Source organism: Streptomyces sp. NPDC056987, assembly GCF_042673865.1.
GTDB lineage: Bacteria > Actinomycetota > Actinomycetes > Streptomycetales > Streptomycetaceae > Streptomyces.
Window position 1 is genome coordinate 61,825 of record NZ_JBHURV010000025.1, and the last position, 24,025, is coordinate 85,849.

The 24,025-nt window shown below is 72.6% G+C and carries 21 protein-coding genes; 17 read left to right on the forward strand and 4 right to left on the reverse strand.

From position 1 onward, the window contains the following. Positions 1 to 15 precede the first annotated feature (15 nt). The 6 genes from ACFTZC_RS26270 to ACFTZC_RS26295 all read left to right on the forward strand — a co-directional run bounded on the left by ACFTZC_RS26270 (position 16) and on the right by ACFTZC_RS26295 (position 5,793). The gene (locus tag ACFTZC_RS26270; RefSeq protein ID WP_382893733.1) at positions 16 to 897 is read left to right on the forward strand and encodes a helix-turn-helix domain-containing protein; all 882 of its coding nucleotides are present in this window, start codon (positions 16 to 18) and stop codon (positions 895 to 897) included. A 70-nt stretch (positions 898 to 967) separates the two neighbouring features. After that, positions 968 to 2,434, forward strand: coding sequence for an aldehyde dehydrogenase family protein (locus ACFTZC_RS26275; protein ID WP_382893735.1), 1,467 nt, complete (start codon positions 968 to 970; stop codon positions 2,432 to 2,434). Positions 2,435 to 2,552: 118 nt separating this feature from the next. Next, positions 2,553 to 3,104, forward strand: a complete 552-nt coding sequence (locus tag ACFTZC_RS26280) for a DinB family protein (protein ID WP_382893737.1) — start codon at positions 2,553 to 2,555, stop codon at positions 3,102 to 3,104. Between the two features lie 42 nt (positions 3,105 to 3,146). Further along, entirely contained in the window at positions 3,147 to 3,788 is a 642-nt protein-coding gene (locus ACFTZC_RS26285) for a PadR family transcriptional regulator (RefSeq protein WP_382893739.1), read from the forward strand. A gap of 134 nt (positions 3,789 to 3,922) precedes the next feature. Continuing rightward, positions 3,923 to 4,945, forward strand: coding sequence for an ATP-binding cassette domain-containing protein (locus ACFTZC_RS26290; protein WP_382893860.1), 1,023 nt, complete (start codon positions 3,923 to 3,925; stop codon positions 4,943 to 4,945). Then, a complete protein-coding gene (locus tag ACFTZC_RS26295; protein WP_382893740.1) occupies positions 4,942 to 5,793 on the forward strand; it encodes an ABC transporter permease in 852 nt (283 codons plus the stop codon). The genes ACFTZC_RS26290 and ACFTZC_RS26295 overlap by 4 nt, the downstream gene beginning before the upstream one ends. Positions 5,794 to 5,845: 52 nt before the next feature. Here the strand turns inward: ACFTZC_RS26295 and ACFTZC_RS26300 are convergent, their stop codons facing one another. Together ACFTZC_RS26300 and ACFTZC_RS26305 are read right to left on the reverse strand one after the other, a co-directional pair. Further along, positions 5,846 to 7,282, reverse strand: a complete 1,437-nt coding sequence (locus ACFTZC_RS26300; RefSeq protein ID WP_382893742.1) for a glutamate decarboxylase — start codon at positions 7,280 to 7,282, stop codon at positions 5,846 to 5,848. 109 nt (positions 7,283 to 7,391) lie between these two features. Continuing rightward, positions 7,392 to 8,711 carry an ion channel protein gene (locus ACFTZC_RS26305; protein ID WP_382893744.1) on the reverse strand — a complete coding sequence of 440 codons (1,320 nt, stop codon included), beginning with the start codon at positions 8,709 to 8,711 and terminating at the stop codon, positions 7,392 to 7,394. A gap of 233 nt (positions 8,712 to 8,944) precedes the next feature. On the opposite strand from ACFTZC_RS26305, the gene ACFTZC_RS26310 reads away from it, so the two are divergent. From ACFTZC_RS26310 to ACFTZC_RS26340, 7 genes are all read left to right on the forward strand, one after another. Next, positions 8,945 to 10,219: a DedA family protein gene (locus ACFTZC_RS26310; protein ID WP_382893746.1), complete on the forward strand. Its 1,275-nt coding sequence runs from the start codon at positions 8,945 to 8,947 to the stop codon at positions 10,217 to 10,219. 138 nt (positions 10,220 to 10,357) lie between these two features. Next, complete coding sequence (locus tag ACFTZC_RS26315) at positions 10,358 to 11,317, forward strand: hypothetical protein (RefSeq protein ID WP_382893748.1); 960 nt, start codon at positions 10,358 to 10,360, stop codon at positions 11,315 to 11,317. Then, positions 11,314 to 12,858 (forward strand): peptidoglycan-binding protein, encoded by a 1,545-nt coding sequence (locus tag ACFTZC_RS26320; RefSeq protein ID WP_382893750.1) that lies wholly within the window; start codon positions 11,314 to 11,316, stop codon positions 12,856 to 12,858. Before ACFTZC_RS26315 ends, ACFTZC_RS26320 begins: the two co-directional genes overlap by 4 nt. After that, on the forward strand, positions 12,855 to 13,568 hold the full coding sequence (locus ACFTZC_RS26325) for an ABC transporter ATP-binding protein (protein ID WP_382893752.1): 714 nt from the start codon (positions 12,855 to 12,857) through the stop codon (positions 13,566 to 13,568). The genes ACFTZC_RS26320 and ACFTZC_RS26325 overlap by 4 nt, the downstream gene beginning before the upstream one ends. 53 nt (positions 13,569 to 13,621) lie before the next feature. After that, positions 13,622 to 14,821: an ABC transporter permease gene (locus ACFTZC_RS26330; RefSeq protein WP_382893754.1), complete on the forward strand. Its 1,200-nt coding sequence runs from the start codon at positions 13,622 to 13,624 to the stop codon at positions 14,819 to 14,821. 172 nt (positions 14,822 to 14,993) lie between these two features. Further along, complete coding sequence (locus ACFTZC_RS26335) at positions 14,994 to 15,533, forward strand: SigE family RNA polymerase sigma factor (RefSeq protein WP_382893756.1); 540 nt, start codon at positions 14,994 to 14,996, stop codon at positions 15,531 to 15,533. Positions 15,534 to 15,535: 2 nt separating this feature from the next. Then, positions 15,536 to 16,519, forward strand: coding sequence for a hypothetical protein (locus ACFTZC_RS26340; RefSeq protein WP_382893758.1), 984 nt, complete (start codon positions 15,536 to 15,538; stop codon positions 16,517 to 16,519). A gap of 35 nt (positions 16,520 to 16,554) precedes the next feature. Here ACFTZC_RS26340 and ACFTZC_RS26345 read toward each other — a convergent pair whose 3' ends face one another. Beyond that, positions 16,555 to 18,246 carry a threonine/serine exporter ThrE family protein gene (locus ACFTZC_RS26345; protein WP_382893862.1) on the reverse strand — a complete coding sequence of 564 codons (1,692 nt, stop codon included), beginning with the start codon at positions 18,244 to 18,246 and terminating at the stop codon, positions 16,555 to 16,557. Positions 18,247 to 18,597: 351 nt separating this feature from the next. Further along, positions 18,598 to 19,092 (reverse strand): inorganic diphosphatase, encoded by a 495-nt coding sequence (locus tag ACFTZC_RS26350; RefSeq protein ID WP_003968257.1) that lies wholly within the window; start codon positions 19,090 to 19,092, stop codon positions 18,598 to 18,600. A gap of 166 nt (positions 19,093 to 19,258) precedes the next feature. Here ACFTZC_RS26350 and dacB point away from each other — a divergent pair, with 166 nt between their 5' ends. The 4 genes from dacB (at position 19,259) to hpt (ending at position 24,007) form a co-directional block, all read left to right on the forward strand. Then, the gene (dacB, locus tag ACFTZC_RS26355; RefSeq protein ID WP_382893759.1) at positions 19,259 to 20,782 is read left to right on the forward strand and encodes a D-alanyl-D-alanine carboxypeptidase/D-alanyl-D-alanine-endopeptidase; all 1,524 of its coding nucleotides are present in this window, start codon (positions 19,259 to 19,261) and stop codon (positions 20,780 to 20,782) included. Positions 20,783 to 20,877: 95 nt separating this feature from the next. Beyond that, positions 20,878 to 22,005, forward strand: coding sequence for a zinc-dependent metalloprotease (locus ACFTZC_RS26360; RefSeq protein WP_382893760.1), 1,128 nt, complete (start codon positions 20,878 to 20,880; stop codon positions 22,003 to 22,005). A 187-nt stretch (positions 22,006 to 22,192) separates the two neighbouring features. Beyond that, a complete protein-coding gene (gene tilS, locus ACFTZC_RS26365) occupies positions 22,193 to 23,353 on the forward strand; it encodes a tRNA lysidine(34) synthetase TilS (protein ID WP_382893762.1) in 1,161 nt (386 codons plus the stop codon). Positions 23,354 to 23,446: 93 nt separating this feature from the next. Next, entirely contained in the window at positions 23,447 to 24,007 is a 561-nt protein-coding gene (hpt, locus tag ACFTZC_RS26370; RefSeq protein WP_365806162.1) for a hypoxanthine phosphoribosyltransferase, read from the forward strand. Positions 24,008 to 24,025: the final 18 nt, after the last annotated feature.

Below are 24,025 nucleotides of genomic sequence, written 5' to 3' on the forward strand. Positions count from 1 at the left end.
GCAGAACCACATGCGATGGGGAGGGTTGGAGACGTGACCGCAGCCGAATCGGGCGGTTCCGTGGTGCGGCGCATCCTGCTGGGCTCACAACTGAGACGGCTGCGCGAATCGCGCGGCATCACACGTGAGGCCGCGGGCTACTCGATCCGTGCATCCGAGTCCAAGATCAGCCGTATGGAGTTGGGACGGGTGAGCTTCAAGGCCAGGGACATCGAGGACCTGCTGACTCTCTACGGGGTCGCCGAAGAGGGCGAGCGCGCGGCCCTTCTCGGCCTCGCCCGGGAGGCCAATGTCGCGGGATGGTGGCACAGCTTCGGCGATGTGCTGCCCGGCTGGTTCCAGACGTACATCGGTCTCGAAGGCGCCGCCTCCCTCATCCGCATCTACGAGGTGCAGTTCGTGCACGGGCTGCTCCAGACCGAGGCGTACGCGCACGCCGTCGTCACCCGCGGCCAGCCGGACGCGCCCTGCGCCGAGGTCGAGCGCCGGGTGGCCCTGCGGCTGGAGCGGCAGAAGGCCCTCGTCTCCGAGCGGGCGCCCCGCTTCCACGCCGTGCTCGACGAGGCGGCGCTGAGACGGCCCTACGGCGACCGCGCCGTCATGCAGGGACAGCTCAAGCACCTCATCGAGATCTCCGAGCAGCCGAACATCACGCTCCAGGTGATGCCGTTCAGCTTCGGCGGTCACGCCGGCGAGAGCGGCGCCTTCACCATGCTGAGCTTCCCGGAGTCCGATCTCTCCGACGTCGTCTTCCTGGAACAGCTCACCAGCGCGCTCTATCTGGACAAGGGCGAGGAGGTGGCTCAGTACGAACGCGTGATGGAGCGGCTACAGGCCGACAGCCCGGGGCCGGAAGAGAGCCGCGATGTCCTTCGCGGACTGCTCCAACTGATCTGAATACATCAGTACGATGACATCACATCAGGAGTTCGCGCCTGCCGTAAGGGATCGCACCGTAAGGGATCGCATGTCCTACTTCACCGACCTGGCCCACCAGTACATCGACGGCGAGTGGCGGACCGGCAGCGGCTCGTGGGACATCATCGACTTCAACCCGTACAACGGCGAGAAGCTCGCGGCCATCACGGTCGCGACGTCCCTGGAGGTCGACGAGGCGTACCGCGCCGCCGAGCGCGCGCAGCGCCTGTGGGCCGCCACCAACCCGTACCAGCGCAGGCCGGTCTTCGAGCGGGTGCTCAGACTGGTCGAGGAGCGCGAGGACGACATCGTCGAGGCGATCGTCGACGAGCTGGGCGGCACCCGGCTCAAGGCGCGGTACGAGGTCGGCGCGGCGCGCGAGTTCCTGCGCGAGGCCATACAGCTCTCGCTGCGCCCGGAGGGCCGGATCCTGCCGTCCCCGGTCGACGGCCGGGAGAACCGCGTCTACCGGCTGCCGGTGGGTGTCGTCGGTGTGATCAGCCCCTTCAACTTCCCCTTCCTGATAACGATCAGGTCGGTGGCGCCCGCGCTGGCGCTCGGCAACGCCGTCGTGATCAAGCCGAACCAGAACGCGCCGGTCACCGGGGGCGGCCTGGTGGCCAAGCTCTTCGAGGACGCGGAGCTGCCGGCCGGGCTGCTCAACGTCGTCGTCACGGACATCGCGGAGATCGGCGACGCGCTGATCGAGCACCCCGTCCCGAAGGTGATCTCGTTCGCGGGCTCGGACCGGGTGGGCCGGCATGTCAGCGCCGTCGCGGCCGGCCACTTCAAGCGGACCGTGCTGGAACTGAGCGGCAACAGCGCCCTCGTGGTCCTCGACGACCTGGACGACGAGGGTCTCGACTACGCGGTGGACGCGGCGGTCGCCAGCAGGTTCTCGTACCAGGGCCAGGTCTGCATGGCCGCCAACCGGATCCTCGTGGACCGGAGCGTCGAGCGGGCGTTCACGGAGAAGTTCGTGGCCCGGGTGGCGGCGCTCAGGACCGGCGACCCGCGCGATCCCGAGACCCAGATCGGCCCGGTCATCAACACCTTCCAGGCGGACGCCCTGACGGCGCTGGTGGACCAGGCGCTCGCGGAGGGCGCGACGGCGCTCGTACGGGGGCGGACGCGGGGCAATCTCGTGGAGCCGACGGTGCTGACCGGGCTGCCGGAGGACTCGTCGCTGCTGCGCCAGGAGATCTTCGGGCCGGTGGCGGTACTCATCCCGTTCGACGGCGAGGAGGAGGCCGTACGGATCGCCAACAACACCCCGTACGGGCTGAGCGGCGCCGTGCACACGGCCAACGTCGAGCGGGGTGTCTCGTTCGCGCAGCGCATCGTCACGGGGATGATGCACGTCAACGGCGCGACCGTGCAGGACGATCCGATGGTGGCCTTCGGCGGGGAGAAGTCCTCGGGACTCGGCAGGCTCAACGGGGACTCCACGGTGGAGGCGTTCACCACCCTGAAGTGGATCTCGGTGCAGCACGGCCGCACGGAGTTCCCTCTCTGAACTTCCCGCGTCGCGTGTCATCGAGGACAGGAGCTGTCCTCCATGCCTCGTAGCGTCGTACGTGCCGGTCCGGGACGGACGGACCGGCACAGCACCGTACGACGAGAGGCGGCACCCCATGGTCACCCATGTGAACGCGGAGAATCCCGGCGACGAGCGCGGGGCGCTCCTGGCCTTCCTGGAGGCCGAGCGCGGCGGCATCCGCAGGGCGCTGCTCGGCCTCGACGACAAGCGGGCGGCCGAGGCGCCGAGCGCGAGCGAGCTGTCGCTCTCCGGGATCCTGAAGCACGTGTCCGAGGTCGAGCAGAGCTGGCTCGCGCGGGCCCGGCAGGTCGCGCCGGAGGTGCCGATGACGCGGGACGCCTGGTTGGACAGTTTCCGGCTCGTCGGCGACGAGACGGTCGAGGGCCGGCTGGCGTACTGGCGGCGGGTCGCGGGGGAGACGGAGGAGTTCATCCGGGGTCTCGACACCCTGGACGAGACGTTCCCGCTCCCCAATGACCCCTGGTTCCCGCCGGACGAGCGGGTGTCGATGCGCTGGCTGCTGCTGCGGCTGATCACGGAGATGTCCCGGCACGCGGGCCACGCGGACATCATCCGGGAGACGCTCGACGGGAAGACCGCGTTCGAGCTGGTCGCGCTGGAACACGGAGAGAGCCGGGAGGGCTGAGCCGCGCCCGGGGCCGCCGTGGGGGCGTCATAACCTGGCCCCATGTCAGCGATCCGTTTGCTCGTGCTCGCCGCGGTCCGCCAGCACGGGCGGGCCCACGGCTACCAGATCCGCAACGACCTGGAGTACTGGGGCGCCCACGAGTGGTCCAACGCCAAGCCCGGCTCGATCTACCACGCGCTGAAGCAACTGGCGAAGCAGGGCAGCCTGCTGGCGCACGAGGTCGCGCCGAGCACGGCGGGCGGTCCGCCCAGGACCGAGTACGAGATCACGGACGCCGGCGACGCGGAGTACTTCAGGCTGCTGCGCGCCGCGCTGACCACGTACGACCAGAAGATGGACGTCCTGTCCGCCGGGCTCGGCTGCATGCTCGACCTGCCGCGCGCCGAGGTGGTCGAGCTGCTGAGGGAGCGGGTCCGCGCGATCGAGGCGTGGCGCGCGGCGGTGACGGAGACCTATGTCCCGGAGGACGGCCCCGAGCAGCTCGGCCACATCGGCGAGATCATGAACTTCTGGGTCCACTCGGCGGACTCGGGCGCGGAGTGGACACGCGGCCTGATCAAGCGGATCGAGGGGGGCGCGTACTCCTTCGCGGGGGAGGGCGCGCCGTTCGTCGGCGTGCTGAGGAAGGGCGAGGAGAACCCGTACGCGACGGGGATCCCCGATGAGGGCGACCTTCTCTAATCAAGTTTGACTAATGAGGGGGCCGGGGTTACCTTCCCTTCGGTGGGTGTAGTCAAGTTTGATTACCTGCCCTGAGTGGCGCGTAACGGGTGAGCGGCTGGAGGCGAACGGCATTGACCGATGCAACGGGCGGCATGGCGGGCGGGACGGACGTGATCGTCGCGGAAGGGGTGCGGAAGCGCTACGGCGCGAAGCGCGCCCTCGACGGGTTCGACCTGCGCGTGCGGCGCGGGACGGTGCACGGAGTGCTCGGCCCGAACGGCGCGGGCAAGACCACGGCCGTACGCGTGCTGAGCACGCTGCTGCGGCCCGACGAGGGAGTGGTCCGGGTCGCGGGCCACGACGTGCGGACACGGGGGCGCGAGGTACGGCGCCGGATCGGGCTGCTCGGCCAGCACGCGGCGCTGGACGAGGACCTGAGCGGGCGGCAGAACCTGGAGATGTTCGGCCGCCTGTACCACCTCGGCGCCCGGCGCGCGGGGGCGCGCGCCGATGAGCTGCTGGCGCGTTTCGGGCTGCGGGAGACCGGGCGCAAGGCGGTCGAGGAGTACAGCGGAGGGATGCGGCGCCGGCTCGACCTGGCCGCGTCCCTGATCACCGAGCCGGAGGTGCTCTTCCTCGACGAGCCGACGACCGGGCTCGACCCGCGCGGCCGGGCGGAGGTGTGGAGCGCGGTGCGCTCGCTGGTCGGCGGCGGGACGACCGTACTGCTCACGACGCAGTACCTGGAGGAGGCCGATCAGCTCGCCGACCGGATCTCGCTGGTGGATCACGGCCGGGTCGTCGAGGAGGGCACGACGGACGAGCTGAAGGCCAGGATCGGCGGGGACCGGATCGATGTCGTCCTGCGGGACGCGGACCGGCTCGCGGACGGGGCGCGGCTGCTGGCCCGTACGGCCGGCACGGCGTCGGTCCGTACGGACGCCGACCGGAGGCTGCTGAGCGCCCCCGTCGCCGACCGTACGGCCGCGCTCACCGCGACCGTACGGGCCCTGCACGCGGAGGGCGTCGAGGCGGAGGACATCGCGCTGCGCAGGCCCACGCTGGACGAGGTCTTCCTCAGGCTGACCGGTGAGGACGACGGGGCGCGGGGTCCGTCGGAGCAGGAGCAGGAGCAGGAGCGGGAGCGGGCGGCGCGGACGGGGGTGCGGGCATGAGTGCGGTGACCCCTGAGGCGGTGTCCGCGAAGGGCCCCGGGGCCGCTGGGGGCGGTGGGCTCGGCTGGGCGCTCGCCGACTCCTGGACCATGACCCGGCGCGAACTCGCCCGCTGGGCGCGCCGGCCGGTCCAGGTTGTCGTCGGGCTGGTCTTCCCGGTGATGCTGCTGCTGATGTTCGGCTTCCTGATCGGCGGCGGACGCGGGATCGAGGGGGAGTACGTCGCGTTCCTCGTGCCCGGCATGCTCGCCCTGACCATGGCCTTCGGTCTCGAATCGACGATGCTGGCCGTCACCCAGGACCTCAACAAGGGCGTGGTGGACCGGTTCCGCTCGATGCCGATGGCGTCCTCGGCGGTCCTGGTGGGCCGGAGCGTCGCGGACATGCTCCAGTCGGCGCTCGGCCTGGGCATGCTGATCGGGGTCGGGTACGCGATCGGCTGGCGCTGGCACGGCGGCCCCGTGGACTTCCTGGCCGCCGTCGGACTGCTGCTCCTGTTCCGGTTCGCAATGCTGTGGATCGGCATCCAGCTCGCCCTGGTGGCGGGCCGCCCCGAGATGGTGCAGGCGGTGCAGATCCTGGTCTGGCCGATCGGCTTCCTCTCCAACGCGATCGCTACGCCGGAGTCGATGCCGGGCTGGCTGGGCGCGATGGTGGAGTGGAACCCGATGTCGGCGACGGCCACGGCGGTACGGGGACTGTTCGGCGCCCCGGACGGAGGAGCGGCCGCCGCGACCGGCTCCTGGGCGGCGGAGCACGCGGGGGCGCTGGCGGTCCTGTGGCCGGTGGTGCTGCTCGCGGTCTTCTTCCCGCTCGCGGTACGGAGATTCGGCCGGCTGAGCCGCTGAACGTGCGCCGGGCGCGGGGCGGCCGGCGGCCGGCCGCCCCGTACCCGGACCGTCAGTGGTGGAAGGCGGTGGCGGCCGATCTGTCGCGGTCCAGCGGCCGTTCCTGCGCGCGCAGTTCCGGCAGGATCCGCTTCAGATCGGCCACCAGCAGCGCGGCCAGGTCCGCGGAGAAGCCGTTGCGGCAGACCACGCGCAGCACGGAAAGGTCCTCGCGGTGGGCGGGGAAGGTGTACGCGGGAACCAGCCAGCCGTGTTCGCGCAGCCGCCGCGAGACGTCGAAGACATCGAAGTTCTTCACGTCGGGAGCGGTGGTGAAGGCGAACACGGGCAGTTGGTCCCCCCGGGTGAGCAACTGGAAGTCGCCCAGCCGCTCGATGCGCGCGGCGAGGCTGGTGGCGATGGACCGCGCGGTCTGCTGGACGGCGCGGTAGCCGTCCTTGCCCAGCCGCAGAAAGGTGTAGTACTGCGCGACGACCTGCGCGCCCGGCCGGGAGAAGTTCAGCGCGAAGGTGGGCATGTCACCGCCCAGGTAGTTGACGCGGAAGACCAGTTCCTCGGGGAGTTCGGCGGACGAACGCCACAGCGCCCAGCCGACACCCGGGTAGACCAGGCCGTACTTGTGCCCAGAGGTGTTGATGGAGGAGACCCGCGGCAGCCGGAAGTCCCAGACCAGGTCCTCGTCGAGGAAGGGCGCGATCATCGCGCCCGACGCCCCGTCGACATGGACGGGGATGTCGAGCCCCGTACGCTCCTGGAGCGCGTCCAGCGCGGCGCACAGCTCGGCGACCGGTTCGTACGAGCCGTCGAAGGTGGAGCCCAGGACGGCCACGACGCCGATGGTGTCCTCGTCGCAGAGGTCGGTGGCGGCCTGCGGATCGAGGTGGAAGCGGTCGCCCTCCATCGGCACCAGCCGCGCCTCGACCTCCCAGAAGGTGCAGAACTTCTCCCAGCAGACCTGGACGTTGACACCCATGACCAGATTGGGCCGGGCGGTCGCCGGATAGCGTGCCGCGTTCCGCCCGGCCCAGCGGCGCTTGAGCGCCAGCCCGGCGAGCATGCACGCCTCGCTCGACCCGGTGGTCGAGCAGCCGACGGAGGCCGCCGGGTCCGGGGCGTTCCACAGATCGGCGAGCATCGCGACGCAGCGCCGCTCCAGTTCGGCGGTGCGCGGGTACTCGTCCTTGTCGATCATGTTCTTGTCCCGGCACTCCGACATCAGCACCGCGGCCTGCGGCTCCATCCAGGTGGTGACGAAGGTCGCCAGGTTGAGCCGCGAGTTGCCGTCGAGCATCAGCTCGTCGTGGACGAGCTGATAGGCCGTGTGCGGCGGGGTCGGCCCCTCGGGCAGCCGGTGGGTGGGCGGCGCCGAGGTCATCTCGCTGACGGGATCCGCCTCCCCGTAGAACGGGTTGAGCGACAGCCGCCGCAGCTCGGCGAGTTCCTTCTCGGGTACGTCGGCTGCCCTGTCCGCGCCTCGGTGGAGTGGCATCGGCGGATCTCCTCGGGGTGTGGGGGTGGGTACGTGCGTACGGCCCCCTTCGCGAGAATACGGACGGGGGCCGTACGCCGCCTGTCGGCGGACCGGGCCGGTCCGCCGGTCACCGCAACGGCGTCCCGTCCTCGTGGAGCTGCATCTGGGCACGTCCCGTGACGAGCAGCCAGGCGGGCAGCACGGCCACGCAGAGCAGCGGCAGCACGGCGGTGTCGGAGACGAGGACCGCCGCCGTGAACAGGCTGAGCCACCCCTGCCGGGTGAGGGCGAGCAGGATGCCGAGCACGCCGCTGACGACCCCCACGGTGAGGTTGACGGCCGGGACGAGGGCGTGCGCGCACAGACCGAACGCGACCCCGACGAAGATCGAGGGGAAGATCCGGCCGCCCCGGAAGCCGCAGGCCGCGGCGGTGACCAGGGCGGCCAGCTTCACCACCGTCATCAGCGCGAACGATCCGGCCGACCAGCCGTCGGGGTCGCTCGCCAGGGTCTTCACCTCGTCGAGGCCCTTGAAGAGCGTGAGCCGGCCGCCGAGCGCCCCCAGCAGCCCCAGCGCCAGCCCGCCCGCGGTCAGGGCGAACACCGGGCGCCCGATCCGCCGGAAGAGGGCGTGGACGTACGGGAAGACCCACACCGCCGCCATGCCCAGCGCCGCGGCGAGCGGGGTGATCACCAGGGCGGCCAGCAGGTCGCTCCAGTGGGTGCCGGGGTACGGCGGCAGGTTCAGGTCGAAGGTCGGGCGCGCGATCAGTACGGTGGTCAGCCCGCCCGCACCGGCCGCGACCAGCGGGCCGAACAGCTTGTCCCACAGCGAGCCGGGGCCCGGCCGCGCGGCGAGCGTCTCGGTGAGGATCAGCGCGGCGGCCACCGGGGTGCCGAAGAGCGCCCCGATCGTGCCCGCCGCGCCGAGCGAGACCCAGAGCGCGGCCGGGGCACGCGGCGCGGCCTTGCGGCCGAGCCAGTACGCGAGGGCGATGTTGGTGGCGGTGATCGGGTTCTCCGGGCCGAGGCTGACCCCGCCGGCCAGCGCGAGCACCGTGACGACCAGCAGCCCCGGCAGGACCCCGGGGGCCAGCGGCGCGTCGACCAGCCCGGTGGTCGCCGGGTCGGGCCCGGCGTGCCCGTACACCTGCCGTACGACGACGCCCACCGCCAGTCCGACGGCCGTGAGCATCACGATCATCCAGAGCGCCGAGTAGCGCCCGATGCCGAGGGCGTCGGGCAGCGTCCCCCAGAGGACGCCCTCCAGCTGCCCCGCGAGCGCGCTCACGCCCAGCAGCACCAGCGCGGCGACCACCCCGACCACCAGGGAAGGCACGACCAGGGGCAGCAGGGCGCGGGCGGAGAGCGAGGCGGGAACCGGGCCGGAGGCCGGGCCTGGAGCGGGGTCGGGAGCGGGGGCGTCGGGCGCCGCGTCATCGGCCACGCGCCCACCTCCGCTGCCTCCGGTGCCTCCCGACCGGCTCCGGCGTCCCTTGCCGGACCCCGTACGGGCCGTGTCACGCACAGCTTTGTACCCGTCTGCCCGGTGTGCATCCCGAGCGCATTTGCTGGACGCTGGGTGGAACCCGGGGGAGCGGCCGGCCGTTGATAGCTTGTGCGCGGCCGACCATGCCGAATCGCCGATCGACCGACCAAAGACTCAGGAGTCCGGAACCCGTGACCACCCTTGCGCTCGGACCAAGCTGGCTGGACCCGGACTATCTGATCGGGACCTTCGGGCTGATCGGTGTCCTGGTCATCGTCTTCGCCGAGTCCGGTCTTCTCATCGGCTTCTTCCTGCCGGGTGACTCGCTGCTCTTCACCACGGGCCTGCTGGTCACGGCCGGCACCCTGAAGACGCCCCTCTGGCTGGTCTGCTTGCTGATCGTGCTCGCGGCGATCGCCGGTGACCAGGTCGGGTATCTCTTCGGCCGGAAGGTCGGCCCCGCGCTCTTCAAGCGTCCCGACTCCAAGCTCTTCAAGCAGGAGAACGTCGAGAAGGCGCACGACTTCTTCGAGAAGTACGGCCCCAAGTCGCTGGTCCTGGCCCGCTTCGTGCCCGTCGTGCGTACGTTCACGCCGATCATCGCCGGTGTGAGCCGGATGAACTACCGCTCGTTCATCACCTTCAACATCATCGGCGGCATACTCTGGGGCGCGGGCGTCACGCTGCTGGGCGCGGCGCTCGGCAAGATCGACTTCGTGCACGAGAACATCGAGATGATCCTCATCCTGATCGTGGTGATCTCGGTGCTGCCGATCGTGATCGAGGTCCTGCGCGCACGCTCGCACTCCAAGAAGTCGGCGGGCCAGGAGCCCGCGGTCGACGACGGCCTGGTCGGCCCCGGCACCGAGGCCATGCAGGGGTACGGCGCCCCCGCCCCCGGTACGCCCGGCGCGGAGACGATGCGGTTCCCGAAGATTTCCGGCGCCGAGCGCCCGAGCGGCCCGGGTGGCGCGGGTGGCGCGCCGCAGACCCAGGCTCCGGCACAGGAGCCGGGTGGTTACGGTCAGCAGGCTCCCGGCGCGTATCAGCCCGCCGGCGGCTACCAGGCCCAGGGCGGCTACGGCCAGGCGCCCGGCCCGTACCAGACCCCTGGCGGGTACCAGACCCCCGGCGCTCAGCAGAACCCCCACCCGTACCAGACGCCCGGCGGCTACCAGGAGCAGCAGGGCGGATATCAGGGCCCCGGCGGGTACCCGAACGCCCAGAACACGCAGAACCCGCAGATGCACCAGAACCCCAACCCGTACCAGCAAGGACAGCAGGGCCAGCAAGGTCAGCAAGGTCAGCAGGGCGGCTATCCGGCCCCCGGCCCCTACCAGGCCGCCCCCGGGGCGTATCAGGATCCCGGCCCGTACCAGACACCCCACCAGCACCGGGGGCCCGGCGCGCCCGACGACGCGCCCGACGGCCCCGGCGACCCGCACGGCCGGCACGGCAGGCACTGACACACCTCCACCGGGCCCCGGCCCCAGCTCCGCACGGGGCTGGGGCCGGGGCTCTGTCGTGTCCGGACGGGAAGGGCCGCCCAGGTTTTTCCGGGGAGCCTGACAACCCACCGGCCGGGTCGATGCGCTCTACCCGGCATGACAGAGAAAACGCGGTCCTTCGCGGTCACCGTCCTGGCGGTCGGCCTGCTGCCCCTCCTCGCCGCCTGCGGCGGTGCGGGCGCCGACTCCGCGAGCTCCGCTTCCGGGTCCCGTTCCGGCGCCACCGCCAGCACCGGCGCCGACGCGTCCTCCGGGTCGGGCAGCGGTGAACTCGCCGTCCCCGCGGGCGCCGACCAGGAGACCAAGCAGCGGTACCTCGTCGAGAACGCCGTCGCGGCCTGCATGAAGAAGCAGGGCTTCACCTACACCCCGTACGTCCTGGACGAGTCCGAGTCCTCGAAGGCGCTCGACGGGCGCGACTACGAGCTGGCCAGGCAGTACCGGCAGAAGTACGGCTTCGGCCTCTACGCGGGCGCCGTCTACCCCGACGACCCCCAGGCCCCGAACAGCGCGGCCGAGGAGAAGAAGCTGGCCAACCCCAACAGCGCCTACCGCGCCACGCTCACCCCCGCGCAGGAGAGCGCCTACTTCAAGGCGCTGGGTCAGCCCGGCGCCCTGGCCGCCGGCGACACGACCCCGCCCGAGGAGACCGGCTGTACGAAGGAGGCCGACACGGCCGTGTACGGGCCGGAGAAGAGCGCAGCCGAGCTCACCGAGGAGCAGAACGCCAAGGACGAGGAGAACACGCGCGCGGGGCAGCGGCTCAACGGCGACCCCGAGCTGGTCGGGCTCGCGCAGGCGTACGCCTCCTGCCTGACCGGGGAGGGGCTGAGGCCCGAGACCACCCAGCCGACCGGCATCGTCGACACGGTCAAGTTCGGTCTCAGCGCCAGGATGCCCGCCGACGGCACGGCCGGTCTGGCCGCGGACCGGCTGAAGTCCCTCTTCGCCGAGGAGGTCGACGCCGCCATGCAGGACCTGAAGTGCGGCAGGAAGTTCCGGGCGGCCTACTTCCCCAAGCTCAAGGCGAACCCCCACTCCGAGGGGCGGGGGTGAGCGCCGGGCACGGGCGCCGGGGCAGGGCGGACGGTTCCGTACGTACGGAGGCGGGCGCCGCCAACCGCAGGAAGCTGGGAGCGCTCATCGGGGTGGTCGTCCTGGTCGGCGCGGGCGGCTGGTTCGCCGGTACGCAGGTACGGTCGCCCGCCGATGTGGCCGCCGCCCACAAGCCCCCGGCGGCGGGGCCGGTGACCGTGGCCGTCGAGGAGCGTCCCCTCACCGCGACCGTGGTGGCGTCGGGCTCGCTGGAGTACGGCTCGCCCCGGCCCCTCAGGCTGGCGGGCCCGGTCGGCTCCGCGGGCGGCCCCGAGGAGGAGGGCACCGAGCAGCGCGTCACCAAGGCGCCCGTCGCCGGGACGGTGCTCAAGGAGGGCGACGTACTGATGGCGGTGAGCGGCCGTCCCGTACTCGTCCTGAAGGGGACCGTCCCGATGTACCGCACGATCGCACCGGGTACCACCGGCGACGACGTGACCCAGCTTCAGCAGGCGCTGCGGCGGATCGGCTTCGAGCCGGGGGCGGTCAGCGGCACCTACCGGTCGGGGACGGCCTCGGCGGTCACCCGCTGGTACAAGAGCAAGGGGTATCCGGCCCACGGGCCGACCGCGGCCGACCGCCGGCGGCTCGCCGAGCTGCGGCAGGCGGTGACCGGCGCGCAGGTGACGCTGCTCAACAGCGGCAGCGGCGAAGGCGGCAGCAGCGGGGAAGGCAACGGCAGCGGCGGCGACAACTCCGGCGAGGCCGAGGGCGTCGGAGGGGAGCGGACCGGCGGCTCCACCGAGCGGGTCAGGAAGCTGGAACGGAAGGCCGCGCAGGAGGCGCTGGACGCCGCCAACGGCGCGCTGAGCGACTTCGAGGCCTCGTACGGCACGAAGATCCCGTCCGGGGAGGTCGTCTTCCTGCCGGAACTGCCCGCCCGGCTCGACAAGGCGGCGGTGAGCTCCGGGGACGCCGCGACGGGGGACATCGGTACGGTCACCAGCTCCGAGCTGCTGGTCCGGGCGGTCGTCCCCGGGGCGGACGCCCCACTGCTGCGGCCCGGGCTCGCGGTGGCGGTGGAGACCCCGGACGGCAAGAAGGCGGTGGGCAAGCTGGAAGCGGTCGGCGACGGAGCCGGAGACGGCGGGACGTCCTCGAAGAACGAGGACCCGGACCAGGAGCAAGGGCCGGAGCAGGGGCAAGGCCAGGGGCAAGGTCAGGGGCAGCAGAACCAGGGCGGGGAAGCCGAGCCGGTCGATCCGTCGGCTCCGGTCCAGCTGCGGATCACCGTGCCCGCGGGCGGCGCGCTCGGCGACCGCGCCGGCGGATCGGTGAAGACGACCATCAAGGTCGGCGCGTCGAAGGGCACGGTCCTCGCCGTCCCCGTCGCGGCCGTCCACACCTCGGCGGACGGTCAGGCCCGGGTACGGGTACAGCGCTCCGGCCGGGTCACGGAGGTGCCCGTCACGGTGGGCATCGCGGCGGACGGGCTGGTCGAGGTGGCGCCGAGTGGGGGCGGGGAGCTGAAGAAGGGCGATCTGGTGGTGGTGGGCGCGTGACGGGCACCCCGCCGGCGCACCCCGATCCGGTCGTCGAACTGACCGGCGTGACACGCTCCTTCCCCACCGACCCGCCCGTGTACGCGCTGCGCGGAGTCGACCTGACCGTGCGTCGCGGGGAGCATGTGTCGATCGTCGGGCCGTCCGGATCCGGCAAGTCGACCCTGCTCAACACGCTGGGGCTGCTGGACCGGCCCACCTCCGGTTCGTACCGGCTGGACGGCGTGGAGACCACCGGCCTCGGCGACCTCGAACGTACGGCGCTGAGGGGCGGCCGGATCGGGTTCGTCTTCCAGGCGTTCCACCTCCTGCCGTACCGGACCGTGGACGAGAACGTGATGCTCGCCGAGACCTACCGCAGGCCACGCCCCGGGCGGGACCGGCGCGGCCGCCGGGCGCGGGCCCGTGAGGCGCTGGATCGGGTGGGGCTCGGGCACCGCGTCGGCTTCCGGCCCGACCGGCTCTCCGGCGGGGAGCGCCAGCGGGTCGCCATGGCACGCGCGTTGATGAGCGACCCGGCGCTGCTGCTCTGCGACGAGCCGACCGGGAACCTGGACAGCGAGAACACGCTCTCGGTGCTGGAGCTCTTCGACGAGCTGCGCGCGCAGGGGATGACCCTGGTGGTGATCACCCACGAGGAGGAGGTGAGCCGCCGGGCCGGGGTACGGGTCCGGATCACCGACGGCCGCCTCACGAGGGAGGCCGGGTGACCACGGTACGGAGGGCCGCCCGCCGGGGTCGGGCACGGGCGGAACGCCCCCGGATGGATCCGCGTGACCTGTGGACCGAGGCGCTCTCGGGGGTGCTGGCCCGGCCCGTACGGTCGGCGCTGACCACTCTGGGCACCGTTCTCGGGATCGCCACACTGGTCATCACCATCGGCGTGGCGGCCACGGCGGGCAACCAGATCGAAGGCCGGTTCAGCGCGCTGGCCGCGACCTCGGTCACCGTGACGGTGCCGCCCCCGCCGCCCGGGCCCGACCCCGTACCGCTGGTGGAGTGGTCGGGCACCGACGCGGTGCGACGGCTGGCCGGGGTGGAGTCCGCCGCCGCTCTCGCCGACTCCAGCGCCACCTCCAACGTCCAGGTCAGGGCCAACGACATCACGTCGCCCGGAGGCGTCTCCGGCCAGGGCCTCGCGGTCGTCGCCGCCTCGGCGGAGCTGCCGGCGGCCGTGCGCGGCCGGATGACCGCCGGGCGCTTCTACGACGAGGGCAACATCACCCGGCGCGACCGGGTCGCGGTCCTCGGCGACCAGGCGGCGCGGCTGCTCGGCGTCCAGCGGGTCGACGGTGCCCCGGCGGTCTTCATCGAGGGCCAGTCGTACACCGTGATCGGGATCCTCGGCTCCGTACGGCGGGAGGAGCGGCTCTCCACCGCCGTGCTCCTGCCGCCCACGACGGCCGCGGAGCGGCTGGACCTGACGACGGTCACCCGGGTGCTGGTGAACACCTCGCTCGGTGCGGCCGAACAGGTGGCCCGGCAGGCGCCGATCGCGCTGGCACCCGGACACCAGGACTCCCTCGCGGTGACCGCGCCACCGGATCTGACGAAGGCCCGCGGCGCGGTGCGCGGCGACGTCGACGGAATGTTCCTGGTGCTCGGGCTGGTCTCGCTGGTGGTGGGGGCGATCGGCATCGCGAACGTGACCCTGGTGACCGTGATGGAACGGACCGGGGAGATCGGCCTGCGGCGCGCGCTGGGCGCGTCCCGGCGCCAGGTGGCCGGCCAGTTCCTGCTGGAGTCGACGACCATCGGACTGCTCGGTGGGACGATCGGCTCGGTGCTGGGGATCGTGGTGGTGGTCGCGGTGGCGGCGGCCCAGGAGTGGACGCCGGTGCTGGATCTGGCCCCGGCGCTGGGCGCTCCGGTGGCCGGGGCGCTGGTCGGACTGCTCGCCGGGCTCTATCCGTCGCTGCGGGCCGCCGGAATGGAGCCGGTCGACGCGCTGCGCGCCACCTGACGGCCGTTCAAGGAGGAGGGGCCACACACGGAGGACGGAGGGAGGGGCCCGTGCCGGGGGAGGCGTTCCGTGGCGGAAAATTTCTCGCCGGGCCTGACAACCCTTCCTGGACCCCGTCCCGTCCGGAGGACATGACCCTTATCCCGCCGCCCGACGGTGATGGTGACGGCCGGTGTCTCTGACCCTTGAGCAGCGGGGCGTCACGTTCGACGAGTTCGCCCGCAGCCGCCAGGCCCAGCTGCGCCGGACGGCGTACCTGCTGTGCGGCGACTGGCACCTGTCCGAGGACCTGGTGCAGCACACGCTGGCCAAGCTGTACGCCGTCTGGCGCCGGGTGAGCCGGACGGAGTCCCCGGACGCCTACGCCCGTACGGTGCTCTACCGGACGTTCGTCGACGAGACCCGGCGGCGCCGCTGGTGGGAGCGTCCGTCGGCGCGGGAGTACGACGTGGTGGCCCCCGCGCACGACCCGGATCTGCGGATGACGCTGCTGGCGGCGCTGCGCCAGGTGCCGCCCCGCAGCCGGGCGGTCCTGGTGCTGAGATTCTGGGAGGACCGGAGCGTGGAGGAGACCGCGGCGGCGCTGGGGTGCGGGACGGGGACGGTGAAGAGCCAGACCTCCCGGGGCCTGGCCGCGCTGCGCCGCATCCTGGGCGACACACCGCTGGCGGGGGCGTCGCACCGTACCGGCGACACGACGGGGGAGTGGTGAGGATGACCGGGGAGACAAGCGAGAACGAGGTCGTGCGGGCGCTGGAGCGGCTGAGCGTCGGGGCGGAGCCGCCGATGCCGGATCTGGTGCCGGGCGCGATCGTCCGGGGGCGGCGGCTCAGGCGGCGGCGCCGGATCGGTACGGCGCTGGGCGCCGCGGCGGCCGTGGTGGTCCTGGCGGGCGGAGCGGCCACGCTGCCCTCGCTGCTGGGCTCCTTCCACGGGCCCGTGGAGCCCGCCGCGTCGGGGTCCTCGGGAGCGGGGGAGAGCCGGTTCCCCCCGCTCGCGTCGCTGCGGCCCCTCGTACGGGACCTGGGCACCCTGGAGACGTGGACGCCGCGGGAGCCGCCGGTTCCCGGTGGCTACCTCCGGCTGGTCCGGCCGGAGGGGGACGCGGTTTGGATGTACGTGTCCGTCACCAGGACCGCGGAGACGGCCGACGCGGCGGGGGCGCGCGACACGGCGGCCGCGTGCCGGACCGCCGGTGGCACCCCGGTCGGCACGCCATGGGACGGCTCCGTCAAGAACTGCCGCCCGGTACAGAGCGACCCGAACGGCACCGATGCCACGGACGGCACCACCGGCACCGCCGACCCGAACAGCGGGAAAGGGAAGACCAACGGGCCGGGAAGCCCCGACGGTGACGTACTCGCCTACTACGTCGACGCCCCCGGGCTCCCCCCTGCCATGGGGATCACCCGGCTGACCGCCGACGGCTGGACCGTCCAGATCCTCGCGGGCGGCGCCCCGCAGTCCTCCGACGCCACCCGGTCACCGCGGGACGATCCGAGCCGGGCTGCCACCGACGGGTCGACCCCGGCGAATCCGCAGGGCGACGGGGGCGACGGGACCGACGGGGGCCTCGACGGAACGGGCTATCCGTCGGGCGCGGGTGCTCCCGAGGTGACGGGCGGCCTGCCGTGGGAGACGCTGCACGCGCTGGCCGTGGACCCCCGGCTCGTCGAGGCGGTCGAACAGCACCGCTAGCCGGTCCTCGGCCGGTCCGTCAGCCGCTCCTCGTACTAGAAGCCGCGCGTCCGCTTGGCCGCGCGGCGGCTCGACGCCCGGCCCGAGCCCGGCACCTTGAGGAACAGCCGCGAGATCTCCCCGCCGAGGTTCACCCCCACCGCGATCGCCAGCGCCAGCGCCACCGCCTTGGAGAGCGAGGCGAGCCCGCGGTCCAGTTCGTTCTGCGCGAAGCCCAGCAGACCGAAGTAGGTCGCGGAACCCGGCAGCAGCGGTCCGATCGCCGCCGTGACGTACGGCAGAGCCGAGGCGAACTGGTAGCGCGAGAAGAGCTGTCCGAACAGGCCCACCACCCCGGCCGCGACCGCCGTGGCGGCCACCGGGGAGATCCGGCCGATGTCGTGCATCGCCGCGTACACGACCCAGGCGACGCCGCCGTTGAGCGAGACCATCAGCACGGTGGAACGTTCCTGCTGGAGCAGGATCGCGAAGGCGAGACTCAGCGTCACCGCCGCCAGGGTCTGTGCCACCGGCCGTACGTCGGCGTGCAGCGCCGCCTCCGGGTTCAGCTCGGCGTGGAGCTGGACGCCGAGATAGAGCACGAGCAGGACGCCGATGACGATCGCGATGAAGAAGTACATGACCTCCAGCAGCCGCGCCGCCGCCGTGATGTAGTACCCCGTCAGCCCGTCCTGGACGCCGGCCACCAGCGCCCGCCCCGGGAGCAGCGCGAAGAGACCACCGGTGATCACCGCCGAGGGGCGGCCCTCCCAGGGCACGTGCGGGCCGAGCAGGGTCAGCGCCACCCCCATCGCGGCGGGCGGCATCGCCGCCACCACGAACTGGTAGAACTCCGGCAGCCCGCGCCCGGCGCAGAGCCACGCCAGCCGGTCGCCGAGCATCGCGCCGAGCGCCGCGACCACGAACACCAGCACACTGCCGCCGACCAGGACCGAGGCGGAACCGGCCAGCAGCCCGCTCGCCACGGTCAGTGCCCAGCCGGGGTACGGGTGCCGGTTGCGGCGGATCTCCGCGAGCCGCCGGTACGACTCCTCCAGCGTGGTGTCCGTGTCCTCGGTGGTGATGTCGTCGATGAGCGTGTAGACGGCCGACAGCCGGGTGTAGTCGGTGCCCCGCCGCCGTACGGTCCTGCTCGCCGTGACCGGGTCCTCCACCAGCGACGGCTGGTGCGAGATCGACAGCAGGGTGAAGGTGACGGTCGGCTCGCAGCGGTCCAGCCCGTACGCCCGGCTGACCGCGAACATCGCGGCCTCGACGTCCTCGGCGCCCTCACCGCCCGCGAGCAGCAGCTCGCCGATGCGCAGCGTCAGGTCGAGGACGCGCGGGACGGCGGGCCCCTGGTCGTCGTGGCGCTGCACAATCTCCGGTACGGGGCGGTCCCCGACCGGCATCCGCAGCAGCGTCCGCATCCGGTCCTGCCAGGGGGCCTCCCGGCTCAGCGCGAGCATCGGCACCCCGTGCGCCGGTGTGAACGCCGTGCTCCCGCTCAGTCCCGCCCCCGCGCCCGCCCCCGGCTGGGGGCGGGTCCCGCCCGGCAGGTCGAACGCGGAGCCCTCGGGCTCTGCGGGCGGCTCGGTCGTGGTGCCGTCGGGAAGCGCGAACTCCGACGTCGGATGGTCGTCCTCGGGGACCGGCGGCTGTCCCACCCCGAGCGGCGGGGTGAACGCGCTGTGTGCCTCGTCCGACGGAGGCTTACGGTCCTCGGACCGGTCCGGCTCGGCCACCACGGTCTGCGTCCTCACTCCCTGTCGTACCGCTGGTTGTCGTACCGCTGTTCGTCGTACCGCTGTCTCGTACCCACTCGTCGCCGGACCGCTCGTCCTGGGCGGCATACGGTTTCCGGTGTACGGGTTCCGGCGTACGGCACGTACGGCGCCTCATACCCCTCCGGAGGGCCGGCCGACCGGCCCACGGCCCACGGCCCGCTGTCCGTGGCCCACGGCCTGCTGTCCGCTGTCCGCTCAGTATGGGCACGGGAAGCGGGCGGGCACACGCGGACGGGCGGCGCACCCCCCGAGGGGTACGCCGCCCGTCGTCCGCCCGGCGGTTGTCCGCCGGTCACACGGTGGAACGCCGCGTCAGTGCGCGCCGCCCTGCGCCTCCAGGCGCTTGTACGACGCCTCGATCTCGGCCTCGGCCTCGGCGCGGCCGACCCAGTCGGCGCCCTCGACGGACTTGCCGGGCTCCAGGTCCTTGTAGACCTCGAAGAAGTGCTGGATCTCCAGGCGGTCGAACTCCGAGACGTGGTGGATGTCGCGCAGGTGCTCCACCCGGGGGTCGGAGGCCGGGACGCACAGCAGCTTGTCGTCGCCGCCGGCCTCGTCCGTCATCCGGAACATGCCGATGGCGCGGCACTTGATGAGACACCCGGGGAAGGTCGGCTCGTCCAGGATGACCAGGGCGTCCAGCGGGTCGCCGTCCTCGCCCAGGGTGTTCTCGACGAATCCGTAGTCCGCCGGGTAGCTGGTCGAGGTGAAGAGACGACGGTCAAGGCGGATCCGACCGGTCTCGTGGTCCACCTCGTACTTGTTCCGCGAACCCTTAGGGATCTCGATGGTGACGTCGAACTCCACGGGTGGCTCCTCCATGATCAACACAATGTCCGGGTGGTGCTGCGGTTACCGGCCCTCACCCCCGGCCTGACAGGCCGTTACTGGCCGGGCTGGCATGCTCGGGGCGAGGCGCAGTGGTTAAGTGTCCCCCACGCAGCAGTGTGATCGCGAAAGGGGCTGGTCAGCCGTGGTTGAGCCGAAAGCATGGCAGGTCACGGCGGGTTCCGCCGCGATCGGTCTCGCCCTCGCCGCCGTGGCGGTGGTGGCGGCGGGCCCCTGGGACTCCGGACAGCGTAAGGCCGAGCGGGAGTGGGCGGTCGCACAGGGCCGCGCGGGTGGCGCACATCACGGTCCGTCCGCGCCGCGCACGCCCGCGCCCGCCCCCAGCGCCGCCGGAGTGCTCAACGCGCTCGCCGCCCCCGACACCACCCGTCCCGGCACCGGCCGCTCCGGCACCGCGCACCCCGAGTCCGCGCACCCGCGGTCCACGCGCCCCGAGGCCGCGCGCGGGACGGCCTCCCCCGACTTCGGCCGGACGCTCGGCAGGCTGCTCGACGCGGACGCGCTCGGCCCCTCCCGTACGGCCTCCGTCGTCGACACGGCCACCGGCGAGGTCCTGTACGGCAGGGGCGCCGCCACCCCGATGACCCCGGCCTCCACGGTCAAGATCGCGACCACGGCCGCCGCGCTCTCCGCGCTCGGCCCCGACCACCGCATCCCCACCCTCGTCCTGGCCACCCAGGACCGGCGCCGGCTCACCCTGGTCGGCGGCGGGGACGCCACCCTCGACCGGAAGCGGCTGGCCGCCCTCGCCGGCGACACCGCCCGGGCGCTGCGCGACAGCGGCGTGACCAAGGTCGAGCTGCGCTACGACACCTCGCTCTACACGGGCCCCCGCGAACACCCCATCGGCCCCAACGACAACATCGCTCCCGTGGTCCCCCTGATGGCCGGACAGGGGCGGCTCGACGCGTCCACGACCGGCCCCGCGCCCCGCAGCGGCAACCCGGCGGGCGACGCCGCCCGGACCTTCGCGAGCCTGCTGCGCGACCGGGGCGTCCGCACCGCCGAGCCGCCCTCCGCGGGCAGGGCCGCCAAGGGTTCGGAACGGATCGCGCGCACCTTCTCCGCGCCCCTGTCCGACCTCGTCGAACGCGCGCTGACCGAGTCCGACAACGACATCGCGGAATCCCTCGCCCGGCAGACCGCGATCGCCGCCGGCGAACCCGCGAGCTTCGCGGGCGCGGGCCGGGCCGTCACGGCGGAGCTCGCACGGCTCCGGCTGCCCCTCAAGGGGACGCGCTTCGCCGACGGCAGCGGACTGAACCGCAAGGACAAGGCCAGCGCCGCGCTGCTCACCGCCCTGCTGACCCGCGCCGCCGACCCGCACCACCCGGAGCTGCGCCCCGTCCTCACCGGGCTGCCGGTCGCCGGGTTCACCGGCACCCTCAGGAGCCGGTACGGGGACGCCTCGCCCGCCGCCGGGCTCGTCCGGGCCAAGACGGGCACGCTCACCGGCGTGAACGCCCTGGCCGGCACGGTCGTCGACGGCGACGGCAGGCTCCTCGCCTTCGCCTTCCTGGCCGGGCGGACACAAGCCCCCGACACCGCCCAGACGGCCCTGGACCGGCTCTCCGCCGCGCTGGTCCCGCGTACGGCCGCCTCGGAGCCGCCGGCACCGCTCCCCGCCAGGGAATCGGCGGCCCCCTAGCCGGGCGGCCGCCCGTCCCCTAGGGGACGAACCAAGGGAAGAACCGGGCGCCCTACACCTCACCGCTCTCCGGGCCGACCACGTACGGTTGACGCATGACGAGCATCGGTGGTGCAGAGATGGTCGACTGGAACCTCGCGGTGGCCACCGCGACCCGCCTCGCGAGGCCGGGACCCGAGGTCACCCGCGACGAGGCGCGCGAGATCGTCGCGGAGCTGCGGCGGCACGCCAAGGCGGCCGAGGACCACGTTCGCGGGTACACGAAACTGATCCCCGAGGGACACGAGCCACCGGACACCCCCGTCCTGGTCGTCGACCGGGCCGGCTGGATCAAGGCCAACGTGGCCGGCTTCCGCGAGCTGCTGAAGCCGCTGTTCGAGAAGATGCTGGAGCGCCGCCCCGGCGGTCCCGGCGGCGCCGTCATCGGCGCGGTCGGCGGCAAGGTGACCGGCGTCGAGGTGGGCATGCTGCTCTCCTTCATGTCCTCCCGGGTCCTCGGCCAGTACGAGACGTTCGCGCCCGCCACCCGCGATCTCCCGGCGGCCGCGGACGGCGGCCGGCTGCTGCTCGTCGCCCCCAACATCGTCCACGTCGAACGGGAACTGGACGTCGACCCGCACGACTTCAGGCTCTGGGTCGCGCTCCACGAGGAGACCCACCGCACGCAGTTCACCGGCGTGCCCTGGCTGCGCGACCACCTCCAGGGCGAGATCCAGTCGTTCCTCGACCAGACCGACGTCGACCCGATGACTGTCGTCGAGCGGCTGCGCGAAGCCGCCCAGTCCCTCGCGGGCGGCCGTCCCGAGGGCGAGCGGGACGAGGACGGCAGGAGCATCGTCGAGCTGGTGCAGACCCCGGGCCAGCGCGAGATCCTGGGCCGGCTCACCGCCGTGATGTCCCTCCTGGAGGGCCACGCCGACTTCGTGATGGACGGCGTGGGGCCGCAGGTCGTGCCCTCCGTCGCCGAGATCCGCGAGAAGTTCCAGCAGCGCAGGGCCCGCGGCGCCAGCCGGCTCGACCTCGCGCTGCGCAAGCTGCTCGGCCTCGACGCCAAGCTCCGCCAGTACCGCGACGGGGAGCGGTTCGTACGGGCCGTGGTCGACCAGGTCGGCATGGACGGCTTCAACCGGGTCTGGACCTCGCCGAACACCCTCCCCACCAAGGCGGAGATCGCCAAACCCGCGGACTGGGTCGCGCGGGTGCACCGTAAGGCGGATTCGTGAGCGGGAGCTGACATGTGGCAGGAGGACGCCTCACGTATCACCCATCCGAGGGACCGTGGGTGAGGGATAGGCGTGCAATGCTCGGGTAATGGCTCGGTTCTGTCACCATCGACGCACTCTGAGTGACGTTCTCCGTCCTTACTCCGACCGAGGCACCCCCCAAATAACATCACGAAGGGCACCGGATATGGGTCCCCATCCTGCGGTCGCGGCGATACGCCTGGCGGTCCGCCGCGTACTTCACGAGGTCCTCACCGACCACGCCGAACTCCTCTCCGCCACCTCGCACGCCTCCCCGCTCCCGCACGCTTCCTCGCTCCCGCACGCCTCCCCGACCCCGCACGCCTCCCCGACCCCGCACTCCCCCCTCGACGACGACGCGTACCCGCTCGTGCTCGTCGCCTGCTCCGGCGGCGCCGACTCCATGGCGCTCGCCTCCGCCCTCGCCTTCGAGGCGCCCAAGCTCCGTGTACGGGCGGGCGCCGTCACCGTCGACCACGGCCTCCAGGCCGGCTCCGACCTCCGCGCCGCCGAGGTCGTCGCCCGGCTCCGCGCCATGCGCCTCGACCCCGTCGAGTCCGTCGCCGTCACCGTGGGACTCGAATCGACGAGGGTGGCGCACAGCGCCCCGAACGCGGGAGGCGGCGGACGGCGCGCGGGCGGCCCCGAGGCCGCCGCCAGGGACGCGCGCTACGCCGCCCTCGACGACGCCGCCGAACGCCATCGCGCCGCCGCCGTCCTCCTCGGCCACACCCGGGACGACCAGGCGGAGACCGTCCTCCTCGGCCTCGCCAGGGGCTCCGGCATCCGCTCCCTGTCCGGCATGGCGGCCGTCTCGGGGACGGCCGGACGCTACCGGCGCCCCTTCCTCCACCTCGACCGGCAGACCGCCCGCAAGGCCTGCCTGGTCCAGTCCATCCCCGTCTGGGACGACCCGCACAACGCCGACCCCGCCTACACCCGCTCCCGGCTGCGCCACGAAGGACTGCCGGCCCTGGAGAAGGCCCTCGGCAAGGGCGTCGTCGAGGCCCTCGCCCGTACCGCACAGCTCTCCCGCGACGACGCCGATGCCCTCGACGCCTGGGCCGCCGACGCGGAGGGGACCGTACGGGACGAGACGGGACAGCTCGCCTGCGCGGGGCTGTACGCGCTGCCGCCCGCCGTCCGCCGCCGGGTGCTGCGCCGGGCGGCCATCGCCGCGGGCGCCCCGGCCGGTTCGCTGTTCGCCCGTCACATCGAAGAGGTCGACCGCCTGATCACGGGTTGGCGCGGCCAGGGAGCCATCAATCTGCCCGGCCGCGTGGAGGCCAGGAGGCAGGGTGGCAGACTGGTCATCCGGCAGGGCTGAAGCGCTGATGCACTACGGCTGTGTCTCCCGGGCCGCCAGGACATGTTCGAGCACTTCCGTCCGGCCCCGGACCCCTGGCCGACAACGAAAGTGATGCGGGTGGACGACAAGGACATGGGCAGCGACCTCCAGTCGGTGCTCATCACCAAGGAAGAGATCGACGCGAAGCTGGCCGAACTGGCCGCGAAGATCGACGCGGAGTACGCAGGCAAGGATCTGCTTCTCGTCGGTGTCCTCAAGGGCGCCGTGATGGTCATGGCGGACTTGGCGCGGGCCCTGTCCACCCCCGTGACGATGGACTGGATGGCCGTCTCCTCGTACGGGGCGGGCACCCAGTCCTCGGGCGTGGTCCGGATCCTCAAGGACCTGGACACGGACATCAAGGGCCGGCACGTCCTGATCGTCGAGGACATCATCGACTCGGGACTGACGCTGTCGTGGCTGCTCTCCAACCTCGGTTCGCGGGAGCCGGCCTCGCTGGAGGTCTGCACCCTGCTCCGTAAGCCGGATGCCGCAAAGGTCGCGATCGACGTCAAGTGGATCGGCTTCGACATTCCCAATGAGTTCGTCGTCGGATACGGCCTGGATTACGCGGAGAAGTACCGCAACATTCCCTTTGTCGGCACTCTCGCACCACATGTCTACGGCGGCTGACACGGGACCTGGGACGGG